This window comes from Ligilactobacillus murinus (assembly GCF_003288115.1).
GTDB lineage: Bacteria > Bacillota > Bacilli > Lactobacillales > Lactobacillaceae > Ligilactobacillus > Ligilactobacillus murinus.
Genome location: NZ_CP023565.1, coordinates 836620 through 853663, shown reverse-complemented (window position 1 = coordinate 853663; position 17044 = coordinate 836620). Strand labels below are relative to the sequence as shown.

The 17044-nt window shown below is 40.7% G+C and carries 14 protein-coding genes; 13 read left to right on the top strand and 1 reads right to left on the bottom strand.

Annotation, left to right across the window (positions count from 1 at the left end; genetic code table 11):
- Positions 1–3 precede the first annotated feature (3 nt).
- The 6 genes from CPS94_RS04265 (at position 4) to CPS94_RS04240 (ending at position 6440) form a co-directional block, all read left to right on the top strand.
- The gene (locus tag CPS94_RS04265; protein WP_112194864.1) at positions 4–753 is read left to right on the top strand and encodes a Stp1/IreP family PP2C-type Ser/Thr phosphatase; all 750 of its coding nucleotides are present in this window, start codon (positions 4–6) and stop codon (positions 751–753) included.
- Positions 750–2444: a Stk1 family PASTA domain-containing Ser/Thr kinase gene (gene pknB / locus CPS94_RS04260; RefSeq protein ID WP_112194866.1), complete on the top strand. Its 1695-nt coding sequence runs from the start codon at positions 750–752 to the stop codon at positions 2442–2444. The genes CPS94_RS04265 and pknB overlap by 4 nt, the downstream gene beginning before the upstream one ends.
- Positions 2445–2465: 21 nt before the next feature.
- Entirely contained in the window at positions 2466–3353 is an 888-nt protein-coding gene (rsgA, locus tag CPS94_RS04255) for a ribosome small subunit-dependent GTPase A (RefSeq protein WP_004047390.1), read from the top strand.
- A 14-nt stretch (positions 3354–3367) separates the two neighbouring features.
- Positions 3368–4018 (top strand): ribulose-phosphate 3-epimerase, encoded by a 651-nt coding sequence (rpe, locus tag CPS94_RS04250; protein WP_112194868.1) that lies wholly within the window; start codon positions 3368–3370, stop codon positions 4016–4018.
- Position 4019: 1 nt separating this feature from the next.
- Complete coding sequence (locus tag CPS94_RS04245) at positions 4020–4688, top strand: thiamine diphosphokinase (protein WP_112194870.1); 669 nt, start codon at positions 4020–4022, stop codon at positions 4686–4688.
- Between the two features lie 111 nt (positions 4689–4799).
- A complete protein-coding gene (locus CPS94_RS04240) occupies positions 4800–6440 on the top strand; it encodes a peptide ABC transporter substrate-binding protein (protein WP_112194872.1) in 1641 nt (546 codons plus the stop codon).
- Positions 6441–6542: 102 nt separating this feature from the next.
- Here the strand turns inward: CPS94_RS04240 and rpmB are convergent, their stop codons facing one another.
- Positions 6543–6728, bottom strand: a complete 186-nt coding sequence (rpmB, locus tag CPS94_RS04235) for a 50S ribosomal protein L28 (protein WP_004047397.1) — start codon at positions 6726–6728, stop codon at positions 6543–6545.
- A 380-nt stretch (positions 6729–7108) separates the two neighbouring features.
- Between rpmB and CPS94_RS04230 the strand changes: the two genes are divergently transcribed.
- The 7 genes from CPS94_RS04230 (at position 7109) to smc (ending at position 16988) form a co-directional block, all read left to right on the top strand.
- Positions 7109–7471 carry an Asp23/Gls24 family envelope stress response protein gene (locus tag CPS94_RS04230; protein ID WP_004047399.1) on the top strand — a complete coding sequence of 121 codons (363 nt, stop codon included), beginning with the start codon at positions 7109–7111 and terminating at the stop codon, positions 7469–7471.
- A 32-nt stretch (positions 7472–7503) separates the two neighbouring features.
- Positions 7504–9195 (top strand): DAK2 domain-containing protein, encoded by a 1692-nt coding sequence (locus CPS94_RS04225; RefSeq protein WP_112286376.1) that lies wholly within the window; start codon positions 7504–7506, stop codon positions 9193–9195.
- Between the two features lie 67 nt (positions 9196–9262).
- Positions 9263–11308 carry an ATP-dependent DNA helicase RecG gene (gene recG, locus CPS94_RS04220; RefSeq protein ID WP_112194876.1) on the top strand — a complete coding sequence of 682 codons (2046 nt, stop codon included), beginning with the start codon at positions 9263–9265 and terminating at the stop codon, positions 11306–11308.
- A 16-nt stretch (positions 11309–11324) separates the two neighbouring features.
- A complete protein-coding gene (gene plsX / locus CPS94_RS04215; RefSeq protein ID WP_112194878.1) occupies positions 11325–12356 on the top strand; it encodes a phosphate acyltransferase PlsX in 1032 nt (343 codons plus the stop codon).
- Between the two features lie 48 nt (positions 12357–12404).
- Complete coding sequence (gene acpP, locus CPS94_RS04210) at positions 12405–12647, top strand: acyl carrier protein (RefSeq protein WP_004047408.1); 243 nt, start codon at positions 12405–12407, stop codon at positions 12645–12647.
- An 80-nt stretch (positions 12648–12727) separates the two neighbouring features.
- Positions 12728–13423 (top strand): ribonuclease III, encoded by a 696-nt coding sequence (rnc, locus tag CPS94_RS04205; protein WP_004047410.1) that lies wholly within the window; start codon positions 12728–12730, stop codon positions 13421–13423.
- A 25-nt stretch (positions 13424–13448) separates the two neighbouring features.
- The gene (gene smc / locus CPS94_RS04200) at positions 13449–16988 is read left to right on the top strand and encodes a chromosome segregation protein SMC (RefSeq protein ID WP_112286375.1); all 3540 of its coding nucleotides are present in this window, start codon (positions 13449–13451) and stop codon (positions 16986–16988) included.
- Positions 16989–17044: the final 56 nt, after the last annotated feature.

The following is a 17044-nucleotide window of genomic DNA, read 5'->3' as shown; positions in this document are numbered from 1 at the left end:
CAGATGAAGATCGCATATACGAGTGATGTGGGCCAAGTCCGACAAGTCAATGAAGACCGCGTTGCAACATTTAAAAATAAAGCTGGTTTTAGCTTTGCGATCGTGGCAGATGGCTTAGGTGGGCATTTAGGTGGAGAAGTTGCTTCTGAAATGGCAGTTTCTCATCTTGGCTACTTATTTGAACAGACAGAATTAAGTGATGCAACAGCAGCGATAAAATGGCTTGAAGATCAAGTGATCGTTGAAAATAATAGTATCTTGAAGCGAGCTGATCAGTATCAAGATCTAGCTGGAATGGGAACGACACTTGTATGTGCGATGATCTTTAACGACCAGATCGCGATCTCAAATATCGGTGATAGTCGAGCATACTTGTTACATGCAGGTAAATTTGAGCAGATCACAGAAGATCATTCTTATGTCAATGAGTTGGTCAAGCGTGGTGAGATCAGTAAAGAAGAAGCTAAGCATCATCCGCACAAGAATATTATTACACGGACGTTAGGGGTCTCTAAACAAGCTAAGATCGATTCGTGCATTTTGAAGTTATTGCCGACTGATATGTATTTACTCTGTTCGGATGGTTTGACGAACATGCTAGATGATGAAAAGATCAAACAGATCTTAGAGTTACCAGTGCTGTCTTTGCAAGAAAAAGCTGAAAAACTAATTGAGCAAGCTAACTTAGCTGGAGGCTCGGATAATATCACAGTTTTGATAATTTGGTCAGATGAGGAGGACGATGAAAAATGAGAGCCGGTTATGCGATCAATGGTCGCTACCGCATCATCCGCTCTTTAGGCGAAGGTGGCATGGCTAATGTTTACCTAGCTTACGATCTGATCTTAGAACGTGAGGTGGCAGTCAAGCTCTTGCGTTTAGATCTAAGCGACGATAAAGCTGCGATCAGACGATTTCAACGTGAAGCTAATTCGTTGATCGAGCTCGATGATCCACATATCGTTGATATTTTCGATGTTGGTGAAGATCATGGCATGCAATATTTGGTAATGGAATATGTTAAAGGGATGGATCTCAAGCGCTATATCGAAAAGTACAAACCGTTGGCCTATGCTAAAGTGATCGAGATCATGGAGCAGATCTTGTCAGCAGTAAAAGAAGCACATAGTCATGGGATCATCCACCGCGATCTAAAGCCCCAAAATATCTTATTAGATGAAGCGGGAAATGTTAAAATAACTGATTTTGGGATCGCGATCGCCCTAGCCGAAGAAACCATGACTAAGACGAATACGCTGATGGGATCAGTTCATTATATTTCCCCCGAGCAAGCACGTGGTAGCATGATAACTCAACAATCTGATATTTATTCATTAGGGATCATTTTATTTGAAATGTTGACGGGTCGCGTTCCATATGATGGTGAAACAGCTGTTTCGATCGCATTGAAACATTATCGCAGTCAGATGCCAGCCCCCCGCTCGTTTAAGCGAGATATCCCGCAAGCCTTAGAAAATATCGTTTTACATGCTACGGCTAAAGACTGCACTGATCGTTATCAAAATGTAGAGGAGATGCAAGCTGATCTAGCAACTTGTTTAGATGAAAAACGAGCAGCTGAGCAACAGTGGCGTCCGCGGACACATGTGGAAGAAGAGACTAAGATCTTACCTAATTTTTATGATGAGGTAGCTCGTGAAGATAAAAACTTAACTAAGACGATACAAATTACACCAGAACCTAAAAAAGCAGTGAAAAAAACTCCTAAACGGTTGAAAATTTGGCTGCTAATGATCTTATCGATATTAGTGGTTCTAGGGGCGCTTATTTATACACTCCCAAAAGATGTATCGGTCCCTGATTTAAAGGGGATGCATAAAAAAGAAGCTGTTCAGCTATTGGAAAGTCAACGTTTGAGTCTAGGCAAAGTGACTTATCAATATGATGCTCGCTATGATGCAGGCTGTGTGACCTTTACTTCTCCAAGTAAGGGAACCACAGTCAAACAGCGCACTAAGATCGACTTGATCTTATCTAAAGGTCTGCCTAAAAAAGCTTTTGGAGATTATCGTGGCCGTGATTTTAGTGATGTTAAGCGTAAGTTGAAAGCTCAAGGGGTCACGGTCAAACAAGAGAAACAGTATTCAGATAGTGTAGCAAGTGGTGAAATAATCGCTCAATCGATCTCACCTAAAAAGAAAGTTGCATTTGCAAAAACAACAGTAACATTTACAGTCAGCCAAGGACAAAACTTTGAGGGAATGATCGATCTAACCGGCTATACTTTGAGTGAAGCTAAGGAATACGCAAGGGAATGTGGCTTAGAGTTAGTTGTGAAAAAAGCATCAAGTTCAAAGAAAAAAGCGACGTTTGTGATCGCCCAAGAGCCAGCAGTAGGGACGCCTTTGCATGAAGGTGATGTTTTAGAGATAACTTTGGGTAGGAAGAATGAAAATAGTCCCTACAATTATGAAGTAGAATAGAAATGAAAGGTGATAGAGTAATTGACAAAAGGACAGATCAGACAATCTTTGAGTGGCTACTATGATGTAGTTACTACTGATGGTATAGAGTATCGAACTAGAGCACGGGGAAATTTTCGTAAAAAAAAGCAAACTCCGCTAGTGGGAGATTGGGTAGAGTTTAAGGCGCAAAAAGCTGATGAAGGCTATATTTTAGAGATCTATCCGCGAAAAAACCAGTTGGTCAGACCACCAATGGCTAATTTGGACACGGCTATTGTAGTCACAGCTTGTATTCAGCCCGATTTTTCCAGTAATTTACTTGACCGTCAGTTAGCGATGTTAGAAGCAAATGATGTCTCACCAGTTTTGTATTTCTCAAAATATGATCTTCTCACTGAAGAAAAGAAAGCAGAACTTGATCCGATCTTAAACTACTATGCTAAGTTTTATCCGGTTTATCGGGGAGGCTTGCCAGCTCGCTTAGAGACGTTAAAGACGATGCTAGCAAAACTCCATCATCAAGTCATCGTTGTGATGGGACAAACTGGTGCGGGGAAGTCAACGCTTTTGAATCAGCTAGAGCCAACTTTGAAGTTAGCAACTGGCGAGATCTCTAAAGCTTTGAGTCGTGGACGACATACGACACGTAAAGTTTCTCTTTTGCCGATCGGAGATAACTTATTAGCCGATACGCCTGGTTTTTCATCCTTTGAATTATTAGAGATCACTAAAGAACAACTCCCAGCACTTTTTCCAGATCTTGTAGCTTATCAAGCTGAATGTAAATTTAGGGGATGTTTGCATATCAACGAACCTAAATGTGCAGTCAAGGCAGCGGTAGAGTCAGGTGAGATCATGTCTAGTCGCTATGCTAATTATCAGTTGTTCCACGATATGATCATAAATCAAAAACCAAAATATAGATAATGGAGGAATTTAATATGAAAATTGCACCTTCAATTTTAAGTGCTGATTTTGCAAACTTGAAAGATGATGTTTCTGTTGTAGAACAGGCAGGAGCTGAATATTTACACATTGACATAATGGATGGTCATTTTGTCGATAATTTAACGTTTGGGGCTAATGTAGTAAAGGCTTTGCGTAAGCATTCAAAGCTGGTTTTTGATTGTCATATGATGGTCGATGAGCCAGAAAAATATATTACTGACTTAAAGCAAGCAGGAGCTGATATCGTTGGGGTCCATTTAGAAGCAACACCGCATATCCATCGGGTCTTGAGTCAGATCAAAGCTAGTGGTCTAAAAGCAGAAGTTGTTTTAAATCCAGGGACTCCAGTTATGGCAGCAGCTGAGATTTTATCGCTAGTCGATCAAGTGTTGATCATGACAGTCGATCCAGGTTTTGGTGGCCAAGCTTTTATCCCTGAAACAGTAGCCAAGGTAGCTGAATTGGCAGCTTATAAAAAAGAACATGGACTTGACTTTGAGATCGAAGTCGATGGTGGGATCAATGCTGAAACGATCAAAGAAGTTGCTTGCGCGGGAGCAACAGTTGCAGTTGCTGGTTCATATGTTTTTAACGCAAAAGATCCAGCAATGCAGATCGCAGCGTTAAAAGAAGCTGCTAAATAGGATGCAGTTAAATTTATTAGTCGGAGGTCCAGTGGAGTATTTGCCACCAGGGCTTTTGCAAGCTAAAAAAAATGAACGATGGGTCGGAGCAGACCTGGGAGCAGTCCGCTTGTGTCAAGCAAAGATCACGCCTTTATTAGCTGTTGGTGATTTTGACTCTGCTACTGAAGAACAAGTTAAATTAGTCAAAGAAACCAGTCAAGCTATCTGTAGTTTACCGGCAAAAAAAGACTATACTGATACCGAAGTAGCCTTATTAGAGATCGAACGCCGGTATCATCCAGAGCAGATCATAGTCTATGGGGCTACTGGGGGACGAAGCGATCATTTTTTGGCTAATTTATTTAGTGTTTTGCGGTTAGATTTTCCGACGTTTGTACCCAAAGTTTGTTTCAAAGACTGTCAAAATGAAATTCGTTTTTATTTACCTGGAAGTTATACATTAACTAAGTTAGAGGAAATGAGTTATCTCTCATTTATTTCGCTGACACCAGTAACTAAGCTGACACTCCCCGATGAAAAATATCAATTGTTTGAGCAAGATCTTTCATTACCGACTGCATATGTCAGCAATGAATTTGTTGGCGAAAGTGCTAGTTTTAGTTTTGATAGTGGTGTATTGTGTGTTATTCAAAGTAAAGATGATCAAAGAAATAATGGTCGCCAATAATTTGGCGATCATATTTTTTTTGAAAAAATATTGCTTTTTGATTTGTTTTAAATTAAAATTAATGAAATATTAATTAATATTTAAACAATACATAGCATGAGGGGGAGTATTATGAATTTTAAACGATTGATGACTGGAGCATTAGCTTTAGCTGCTACAGGTTTATTAGTGACAGCGTGCTCAAGTAAGCAAAAAGCAAATTCTACGGGGCAGGTAGCGTCAAAACAAGTCTTGGATTGGAGTTATTTGGCTGAACTAGCCACGCTTGATCCCTCGAAGGTCTCGGATGCCTATAGTGGTGATATCATTAATAACTCGATGGAAGGTTTATATCGTTTAGGGAAAAATAGCAAGATCGAACCAGGATTAGCGACACAAACAGAGGTCTCAGATGATAATTTGACATATACTTTTAAATTAAGAAAAAATGGCAAATGGTCTAATGGAGATAAGGTGACAGCGCATGACTTTGTTTATGGTTGGCGCCGAACTGTTGACCAAAAAACAGCTTCACCGTACGCTTATCTCTATAGTGGGGTCAAAAATGCTGATGCGATCATCAAAGGGGAAGCTAAACCTGAAACTTTGGGGATCACAGCTAAAGATGAGCATACGTTAGTGGTGACTTTGGAGAAACCGATCCCGTATTTCAAATTATTATTAGGTTTTGAACCATTCTTACCACAAAATCAAAAAGCAGTCGAAAAATTTGGTGACGAGTATGGAACTTCAGCTAAAACAATGGTCTATAATGGACCGTTCGTAGTTGAGGGGTGGACTGGTTCTAACTTGAATTGGAAACTAAACAAGAATCCAAATTACTGGGATAAAAAGAAAGTCAAACTCGAAACGATCAACTTTAAGGTCAATAAAAGCACGACGACATCGTATAATCTCTATCAAAGTAAACAGCTCGACTACACGACTTTGAGCAATGAACAAGCTAAGCAATTGGCAAAAGATCCAGCATATAGTGCCTTAAAGCAAGCACGGACTACCTATCTAGAATTCAACCAGACAAAGGAAAGTTTTAAGAATTTAAAGATCCGCCAAGCACTATCCTATGCAGTCGATCGGCAAGAATTAGCTAAAAATATCGTTGGTGGTGGTTCTCAACCAAGCCTAGGGATCGTTTCTCAAGGTCTAGCCCAATACAAAGGTCAAGACTTTGCGCAAGCAGCTAAAACCACAGTTGGCGTCAGCTATGACAAGAAAAAAGCCAAGGAATTATTAAAAGAAGGTTTGGCTGAATTAGGTCAAGATAAATTATCATTTACTTTAATGAGTAGTGATGACGATGTTTCAAAGAAAGTGGCTGAATTTATCCAAAGTCAACTAGAAGAAAATCTATCTGATGTTAAAGTTTCAGTGCAAAGTGTTCCGTTGAAAACGCGGATCGCTCGTGGTGAAAAAGGTGAATTTGATGTTCAGCTAAGTGGTTGGTCAGCCGATTTTGCTGATCCGATCAGTTTCTTAGATCTTTTTACTAAAGATAATTCTTATAACTTTGGTAAGTGGGAAAATGCGGAATACGACCGTTTGATCGAAGCCTCTAAGACGACTGATGCGAGTGATAAAGCTAAGCGTTTTGCTGATCTGATCCAAGCATCTAAAGTTTTAAGTGAACAACAAGGCGTGGCCCCACTTTATCAAACTAATGTACCGCAGTTGACCAATGTGACTGTCAAAGGTTTGATCCAAAATTCGGCAGGTGCTACCAATAATTGGAAAGAAGTTTATATCGTTGAGTAAGTAAAAACTCCCCGTAAATAGCCTAGTGCTACCTACGGGGAGTTTTATATATTTTTGAGGTAAAATAAAAAGCCCTCAAGTTGGGGCCTGTAAACGCCTCGATTAGACGCGTGTAACTTTACCAGATTTCAAAGCACGAGCTGAAACCCATACTTTCTTAGGCTTGCCGTCAACCAAGATGCGTACCTTTTGCAAGTTTGGCTTCCAGCTACGGTTTGTTTGGTTCAAAGCATGGGAACGCTTCTTACCAAAAGTTGTCTTACGACCAGTTACAAAATCTTTAGCCATGATTATATCCTCCCTTATCTCGAATTAAGGAGCAAGGGGTCTTGCTCATTCACTAAATAAAATTATCATAGATAGCGCGCGATTGCAATAGTTTTCTATAAAGTAATTTTGCTTGACAGCTATAAATGCCTAAAATATAAGGTTTTTCAAAAGTTAAATTTTTATCTAAACCAATTTTGGCGATCAAACAGGGGAAATGCCAGCATTTAAAGGGCAAAAAAGATAAAATGACCAACAGTTTTTTGGTAATTGCGATAAACATGGTATAATGAAAGGACAAGTATTGATCGAGCAGTGAAAAACTGAACATCGATTTGATATTTCTTTTCCATCTTAATTGGAAAAGGGAATTGTCTTAATAGTTAAGGAGGCTGTATAGAATGGCTGTTAAAATTCAAAATCAATTTGGAAATATCGATATCAGCAATGAAGTGATCGCAACTGTTGTTGGTGGAGCCGCAACTGAAATTTTCGGGATCGTTGGTATGGCCAGCAAAAACCAGATTCGAGACAATTTGAATGAAATTTTAAAGCGTGACAATTACTCTAAGGGTGTTGTGATTCGTCAAGAAGATGAAGGCATCGCTGTGGATGTGTATATTATTGTCGGTTATGGTACAAAGATCTCAGAAGTTTGCCGCAATGTACAAGATAAAGTTAAGTACAATTTAGATTCAATGTTAGGCATTACCGCTGAATCTGTGAATGTTATCGTTCAAGGTGTACGTGTTATCAACGATTAGTACCACGAAATAACCAAGGAGGAGTTAGTAACTTGAAAGTGGAGAATATTACTGAAACAGAATTTCGTAAAATGATTCTGGTCAGTTCGAAAAGATTGACTAATAATGCAGAATTTATCAATTCATTGAATGTGTTTCCAGTGCCCGATGGGGATACAGGAACAAATATGAGTCTTTCCTTTGCGAGCGGTGAAAAATATGTTGCCGAGTCAACTTCAAGTAATGTTGGGGAATTAGCTAATGCATTAGCTAAGGGTCTGTTGATGGGGGCACGTGGTAACTCGGGTGTTATTTTATCCCAAGTTTTCCGAGGCTTTTCAAAGAGTATTACGCAAAAAGAAACTTTGAGTGCGACTGATCTTGCTACAGCACTTCAAGGCGGGGTCGAAACGGCTTATAAAGCGGTTATGAAACCACAAGAAGGTACGATCTTAACGGTAGCACGGAAGGCGGCTGAAGCAGCTAAAAAAACAGCTGCGCAAACTACTGATATCGTCGAAGTTATGAAAGCGACTTATGAAGCTGCAGATGCTGCATTACAAACAACTCCAGATCTTTTACCTGTGTTAAAAGAAGTTGGAGTTGTTGATTCTGGTGGTCAAGGGCTAACTTTTGTCTATCAAGGATTTTATGATGCTTTAGCTGGCAATGAACGCCAAGAAGATGAAGTTCATACACCAAGTCCGATCGAAATGGATGAAATGGTCAATGCAGAACACCATAAGAGTGCTCAAAGCCAATTGCATACTGAAGATATCGAATTTGGTTACTGTACTGAGATCATGGTCCGTTTAGGGGCAGGTCGCTTAGTTGACAAGGAATTTGATTATGATGAATTCCGAAACCATCTATCGCAGATCGGGGATTCATTACTCGTTATTGCCGATGATGAAGTTGTTAAAGTTCACGTCCATACAGAGCATCCAGGTAAGGTGTTATCTTATGGTCAGGAATTTGGTTCTTTGATCAAAGTCAAAGTCGATAACATGCGTTTACAACATGAAACGATCTTGGAAAAAGATGATGAAATGCCAACACCTAATATTTCTGCTACTCCAGAAGTTCAAAAAGAATACGGTGTGATCGCGATCGCTTCGGGTGAAGGGATCGCTAATATCTTCAAAAACTTGGGTGTAACGCATATCATCAACGGTGGTCAAACGATGAATCCAAGTACTAAAGATATCGTTGAGGCGATCGAACAGACTAATGCTAAGAAAGTGATCATCTTACCAAATAATAAGAATATCTTTTTAGCAGCTCAACAAGCAGCTGAAGTAGCCGATGCTCAAGTTGCTGTAGTTTTGAGTAAGACGATCGCTCAAGGTATGAGTGCGATGCTTGGCTTTAATGATGCGGCTTCGATCGAAGAAAATACCGAAGCGATGACTGAAGAAATGGATGCAGTTCTTTCAGGGCAAGTTACGGTCGCGGTACGTGATACAACGATCGAAGGACGTCCGATCAAGAAAGATGATTACATGGGGATCGTTGATGGTAAGATCGTGGTCACGCAACCAACTTGTGAACAAGCTGCGATCGAGATGGCTAAGGTGATGTTAGACGAAGATAGTGAGATCGTAACGATCATCTATGGTCAAGATGGTTCAAAAGAACAAGCAAATGAAATTGCAGCTCAGCTTGAAGAATTAGATCCTGAGATCGAAATTGAGATCCATGAAGGTGACCAGCCAGTTTATCCATACTTGATCTCAGTCGAATAATGCACGATAAATTCTAACTTCTAGCGCGCATAGAAGTTAGAATTTATTTGTTTGAGGGGGATTATTTATGGCACGAGCATTGACGGACTCACCTGCAGTGTTAAAGGGCGTGGGTCCAAAAAAATTACAGGCATTGAACAAATTAGGGATAAATACGATCGAAGATCTATTGACATATTATCCATTTCGCTATGAGGATCTGACAGTCAAGCAGCTAAGTGATGTGGCTGATGGAGAAAAAGTCGTCTTAAAGGGTGTCATTGCTGCGCCACCAGTCGTTTCTCATTTTGGCCGGGCTAAAACGCGGTTGAATTTTGGCTTGTTGGTCGAAAATGATCTAGTTAAAGTGACTTTTTTTAATCAAGGTTATTTAGCTAAACGATTGAGTACTGGTCAAGAGGTCGCGGTCTATGGTAAGTATGATCAACGACGGCAGAGCCTGACTGGGATGAAAGTGATGTATCAGGCTAAAGATGAAGATCTAGCTGGTGTTTATCGGGCTTCAAAGGAGATCACGGCTAAGACGATCAAAGATCTTGTTTCACTAGCCTATGCAAACTATCATGATTTGATATTTGATATCGTTCCTGATAGTTTGCGCCAAAAATTTCGGTTAGAAACACGTAGCCAAATGATCCATGATATGCATTTTCCAGTGACTTTGGCTCAAGGAAAAGCAGCTCGGCGCTCAGCGATCTTTGAAGAATTTTTCAAATTTCAATTACGGATCCAACTGCTTAAGCAAAAACATCGTAAAGAAAACGGGATCATTATCAAATATGATAACGATAAATTGCGTCAATTTATCAAACAGTTACCTTTTGAACTGACAGGTGCTCAAAAACGAGTCGTTAACGAGATCTGTCGGGATCTACATCGGCCAGAACACATGAATCGTCTCTTACAGGGGGATGTGGGTTCAGGAAAAACGGTCGTTGCGGCTTTAGCTATGTATGCTGCTATCACAGCAGGATATCAAACGGTCTTGATGGCACCAACTGAGATCTTAGCGCAACAGCATGCCCAAAAGTTAGCCCAATTATTTGAAACTATATCAGAGGTCAATGTAGCTTTATTGACTAGTAGTGTAACTCGCAATCAAAAAGCAAAGCAGACCTTGTTGGATAATTTAGCCAGTGGGGAGATAAATTTGTTGATCGGGACACATGCAGTGATCCAAGACAATGTCAACTTTAAAAAGTTGGGCTTAGTTGTTACTGATGAACAGCATCGTTTTGGGGTCGGTCAGCGTCAAGCTTTACGCCAAAAAGGGGATTTCCCTGATGCCTTAGCAATGACAGCGACCCCGATCCCACGGACACTAGCGATCACGACTTACGGTGAGATGGATGTTTCGATAATTGATGAACTACCTAAGGGACGGCAAACGATCAAAACAAATTGGTTACGCCAAAAGCAATTCACGCAAGCACTTGACTTTATGGAACAACAGTTGCAAAATGGTTCACAAGCTTATGTGATCTCACCATTGATCGCTGAGTCAGAAATGTTAGATCTTCAAAATGCTACGGAGATCTATGAAAAGTTAAAGGCTCACTATGCAGGGCGTTATGAGGTGGGACTATTACATGGTCAGCTGACGTCTGAACAAAAAGATGAAGTAATGGATCATTTTAAAGCAGGTGAGCTAGATATTTTAGTCTCGACGACAGTGATCGAAGTTGGGGTCGATGTTCCCAATGCAACGGTCATGGTGATCTTAGATGCTGACCGCTTTGGCTTAGCGCAGTTACATCAATTGCGTGGTCGTGTCGGACGGGGCAGTAAGCAATCGTATTGTTTATTGGTAGCTGATCCTAAGAGTGAGTATGGGATCGAAAGAATGAAAACAATGGTCGAAACGACAGATGGTTTTGTGATCGCGCAAAAAGATCTAGAACTACGGGGGCCAGGGGATGTTTTAGGTAAGAAACAGTCAGGTCTGCCAGATTTTAAGATCGGTGATCCAGTAAGTGATTTCAATATTTTACAAGTAGCGCAATTAGAAGTGGCTAAACTTTTGACTGACGAAAAATTCCGTTATCGCCAGGAAAATGCAGGTTTGATGCGTTATTTGAATCAAGAGCTTACTTATTTTACTAGTTTTGACTAAAGAGAGGATGTATGAAATGAAAATTGCGATCGATGCAATGGGGGGCGACAATGCACCCGAAAGTGTTGTTAAGGGTGCGCTCAAAGCACGCGATGAATTTAGCGACCTAGAACTTATTTTATATGGTGATAAGACCGCGATCGAGCAATATATAACTGATCCAACTCGGATCACGATCGTTAACACGACTGAAGTGATCGATATGAATGATGAACCGGTCAGGGCGATCCGACGTAAGAAAGATTCGTCTTTGGTCGTAGCAGCTAATGCGGTCAAGGCTAAAGAAGCCGATGCGCTGTTTTCTTGTGGTAACACGGGAGCTCTTTTGACAGCGGGACTTTTACTAGTCGGTCGGATCAAGGGGATCACGCGCCCAGGCTTGTTATCGACATTGCCTGTTGTTTCAGGGCAGGATGGAGCATTTAACTTACTTGATAGTGGGGCTAATGCAGATAGTAAACCAGAGCACCTTTATCAGTATGCTCTTTTAGGGACGTATTATGCTAGCAACGTTCGAGGGATCAAAGCACCACGGATCGGGCTATTGAATAATGGGACTGAATCACATAAGGGAAGTAAAGTAACGCAAGAAGCTTACCAACTTTTAGCAGCTGATGAAAATTTGAATTTTATCGGAAATGTTGAGTCTAAAGATCTGATGAAAGGTGTCTGTGATGTAGTCGTTGCAGATGGCTTCACAGGTAATGCTGTTTTAAAAGCGATCGAAGGAACTGCACTAGCTGTAATGAGTTTGTTAAAAGACACGATCGCTAATGCTGGTGCTAAGGGCAAATTAGGTGCACTGTTATTAAAAGATGACTTAAAGAGCATCAAAGGTCGAATGGACCAGGCGCAATATGGTGGTGCAGTCTTACTTGGAGTCAAAGCGCCGGTCGTTAAAGCTCATGGGTCAAGTGATGATTTGACAGTGTATTACACATTAAAGCAGATCAGAACTATGATCGATGAAGAAATGGTGCCTAATTTTACCAAATACTGGCAAGTCCAACAGGCCAAAAAAGTTTTAGATAGCAAAGACGCTGAATAGTATGATATACTTGTTTGCGAAAAACTAGGATAGGTGAGGTTGATATCCATGACAGAAAACGAAATTTTTACAAAAATCACAACAATTATTGAGGATCACTTTGATGTTTCAGCTGATAAAGTGACAGAACAAACAAACTTTAAGACAGATCTTGATGCCGATTCGATCGATCTGGTGGAGTTTGTTTTGGAATTAGAAGATGCTTTTGGTGCTGAAATTTCTGACGAAGACGCCGAACAAATCGTGACAGTTAAAGATGCTGTAGATTATATCGCTTCACATCAAGGATAGAATTATCTTAGGCCAGCTGTAACAAAGCTGGTCTTTTTTGCTATAATGGATAATGCATTAATAAAGTGAGGAGAATCATTTTGATAATTGGACTAACACAAATGCTAAAGGATGATTTTGGCATTGATTTTAAAAATACAGCTTTACTTGACGAAGCTTTTACTCATGCTTCTTATGTAAACGAACATCCACGTGAAAAACTAAAATATTACGAAAGGATCGAATTTTTAGGTGATGCTGTGATGCAACTTTGCGTCTCAGAATACCTATTTAAACGCTATCCTACTTTGCCAGAAGGAAAACTTTCACGTTTACGTGCAGCAATGGTCTGTGAAGATAGTTTCAGCAAATTTGCTAAGGAATGTCATTTTGATGAATATATCCGCTTAGGCAAGGGTGAAGAAAAAGCCAACGCACGTAATCGGGCATCATTACTTTGTGATATTTTTGAAGCTTTTATCGGGGCGTTATACCTTGATCAAGGTAAAGCAGTCGTTGTCAGTTTTATCAGTCGGGTCGTCTTTCCTAAGCTTGATCTCGGCTGGTTTGATCACTACTTAGATCATAAAACTGAACTCCAAGAACTATTGCAACAACATGGGGACTGCAAGATCACTTATGTTAAAGTTGCTGAAAATGGTCCTGATAATGAAAAAGAATACACCATGGCAGTTTATGCTGATGGGCAAAAGATCGGTGAAGGAAAAGGGATGTCAAAAAAAGCCGCTGAGCAACAAGCGGCTTTCCAAGCACTAAAAGCACTCCAAAAAAATTAGTTTATTTGAAGGGAAGAAATTCAGCATGAAGTTAAAGTCGTTGACTCTAAACGGATTTAAATCCTTTGCTGACAAGACCAAGATCGAATTTCAAGATGGTATGACTGGGATCGTTGGACCAAATGGGAGTGGTAAAAGTAACATTATTGAAGCTTTACGTTGGGCTTTAGGGGAGCAATCTGCTAAGAGCCTACGTGGGGGGAAAATGCCAGATGTTATTTTTGCAGGTTCTCAGACAAGGGCCCCGCTAAATCATGCCGAAGTTGAATTAGAATTTGATAACTCAGACCATTTTTTAGATCTAAATGCTGATCAAGTTGTGATCTCGCGTAAGATCTATCGGAATGGTGACAGTGATTTTTTGATCAACAATGCCAAAGTTCGTTTGCGTGACATTGTAGAATTATTTATGGATACTGGCTTGGGGCGGGAATCATTTTCGATCATCTCACAGGGCAAAGTTGAAGCTATCTTTAACAGTAAACCTCAAGATCGGCGTGTTTTGATCGAAGAAGTCGCCGGAGTGGTCAAGTACAAAAAAGAAAAGCAAAAGGCGCAACAGGAATTAGCAGAAACTACGGATCATCTAGATCGGGTAGCAGATATTATTACCGAATTACGGCAACAAAGAGAACCTTTAAAAGAACAAGCAAGTATAGCTAAAGACTATGTTGCTCAAAAAGAAGAATTTGACCATTATGAGAAAAGTCGGTTAGTCTTAGAGATCGAGCAACGTGCTAAAAATAAAGCGCAGATCGAAGCCAAACTTTCCGAGATCGAAAAATTGCTGGCGACCCATACGAAGCATGCTGAGCTCCAAGAGCAAAAATCGCAACAATTAGCAGATAAGCAAGCAAAATTAGAAGCAAAATTAGATGAAGATCAAAGAGAATTCAATCTTTTAACGGGGCAACGTGAGAAACTGATCGGGCGTCAGGATATCTCAAAGCATGATGATGATCTCTTTAACGAGCGGCTCGCGGAGTTCAATGAAAATATCAAGCGCGATGAAAGTTTGGTTGCAAAATTACAAGCACAAGTTGATGAATTGACAACACAGCAAGCCAAAGCAGCTTCCTTGCAAAATAAATATATTAAGCAGATCCGAGACATCCAGGCGGCATTGGTCGATGATCCTGAGACGTTGGCTGATCAGGTCGAAAAGTTACGCCAAGATCTGATCGACCTAATGCAGGCACAAGTTTCGACTAAAAATGAATTAGCCTATTTAGAACAGGAAAATCAGCGTAATTCAGAGCAAAAACAAGCTGATCAAAAGCGGATCGCAAGTGCTAAAGCGCAATTAGCCACGCTCAAAGAAAAACAGGCAAGCGCAAGTAAGCAAGCAACTGAAGCAAAGACGGCGTATGCCAAAGTTCAAGCAACAGTGCTTGATTTTCAAACACAACAAACGACCGCCCAACGTTTGCGAGAAGACCAACAAAGACGCTGGCTCAAGGCAAGTGAGATCTTGCAAAAGGCACGTGCTCAGCATGAATCGTTGCAAAATATTGCAGCTAATTATGCTGGTTATTATCACGGTGTCAAAGCGATCTTACAAGCTGATCTGACAGGTGTAGTAGGTTCGGTAGCCCAACGTCTCAAGGTCCCAGCCCAAGTAGCTAAAGCGATCGATGTGGCATTAGGCGCACAACTACAAAATGTGATCGTGACCGATGAAAGAAGTGCTAAAGCGGCGATCAACTATTTGACAAAGAAAAAAGCTGGTCGGGCGACATTTTTGCCCCGTACGACTGTCAAACCACGTTTTTTAGCACAAGGTCACTTACAGGCGGTCCAACAACAAGCGGGTGTTGTCGGGCTTGCTAAAGATCTGGTCCAATACGATCCTTTGGATAAACCTGTTGTCGAATATTTATTAGGGGCGATCGTGATCGCGCAAGATCTAGATGCTGCTACTAAGCTTGCTGTAAAGCTCAATTATAGTGTCAAGATCGTAACTTTAGCAGGTGAAGTTATCAATGCTGGAGGTTCGATGACTGGGGGACAAGATAGAAATCAGCGAACTGGTCTTCTAGAGCAGCAGCAACAAGTTGAAAAATTGGCGGCTGATATTACTGTGATGGAACAAAAGCTATCGCAGATCGAATTTGAAGGCGGTCAGACTAAAGAAAAAGTCGAACAACTAGTTAAAGAACTTGAGGCATTAAAGCCTAGCGAACAACAGGCATTAGAAGCCCAACAACAAGCACTCAAGAAGTTGGAACGCTGCGAGCTTGAAGTTGAACATCAAGCTGATCAAGTCAAACAGCTAGAAGTAATAGCTAGCATGAGTGAGGCTGATCAAAGGCAGTATGAAAGTAAGCATCAAGCTTTGGTAGAACAGCAAGCAACTTTAACAAAAGATATCGAAACTAAGCAAAGTGAGATCAAATTACGCGTAGCTTTACAAAAAGATACCAGTGCGACTCAAGCAAAACAGCAAGCGACTTTAAATGAACTCAAGCAAAAAGAAGCGATCGCCAAAGAAAGAGCGCAATTGCTACAAGTTCAAGTCAAAGAAAGTCAAGTGCAATTGGAGCAGACTCATGCACGGATCACAAAAGCGCAATCTAAGATATCTGAGATCAAAGAAAATCAAAAACAAAATCAGGTGCGCGATACTGATATCGAAGCTAAACGTCAAGCTGTCGAACAGCGTTATGAAGAGCTTGAGCAAGCGATCACAGCTCAAAAACAAAAACGTCAAGATTTAGCAGTACGCCTTAAAAATGCACAACAAGAATTGAAACGGGCAAATGAATTGCGTCAGGCTAGTCTGGATGAAAAGAGCGATATCAAGGCACAATTAGGAAGTTTTAAAGCAGATCTAGCGCGTGACTTAGATGAATTAGCTCAAAACTATGGCTTGAGTTATGAAATGGCTAAACAAGAGAATCAAGCAACAGATCTAGAATTTGTCAAAAACAAAGTCCATCTTTTGAAGTTAGGGATCGAAGAGTTAGGTGAAGTCAATTTAGGGGCGATTAGTGAATTTGAACGGATCAATACGCGTTATGAATTCTTGACACAACAGCAAGCCGACCTTTTAGAGGCAAAAGCGCAATTAGTTCAAAGTATGGATGAAATGGATGCTGAAGCTAAAAGTCGTTTTAAACAAGCCTTTGATGAAGTGGCGGCCGCCTTTTCTGCGATTTTTCCGCAAGTCTTTGAAGGAGGCAAGGCGCTGCTTAGCTTAACTGATCCAGCCGATCTGTTGACTACAGGTGTCGAGATCATGGCCCAGCCACCAGGTAAGAAATTTCAGCATTTGAATCTACTTTCAGGTGGGGAACGGGCCTTGACTGCGATCGTATTATTGTTTGCGATCTTAAAGGTCCGCCCAGTGCCTTTTGTGGTCTTGGATGAAGCTGAAGCTGCCTTGGATGACGCTAATGTTATCCGTTACTCGCGTTATCTCCAACGCTTTAATGCACAAACGCAATTTATCGTGATCACCCATCGTAAAGGGACGATGATGAACGCTGACGTCTTATATGGGGTTACGATGCAAGAATCAGGGGTCTCAAAGATGGTCTCGGTATCGTTGGATGAATTAGCCTAGTGTTTTGGAAAATACAAATGAATTTGATAAAATAAAACAAAATAAGAAATGAGGGA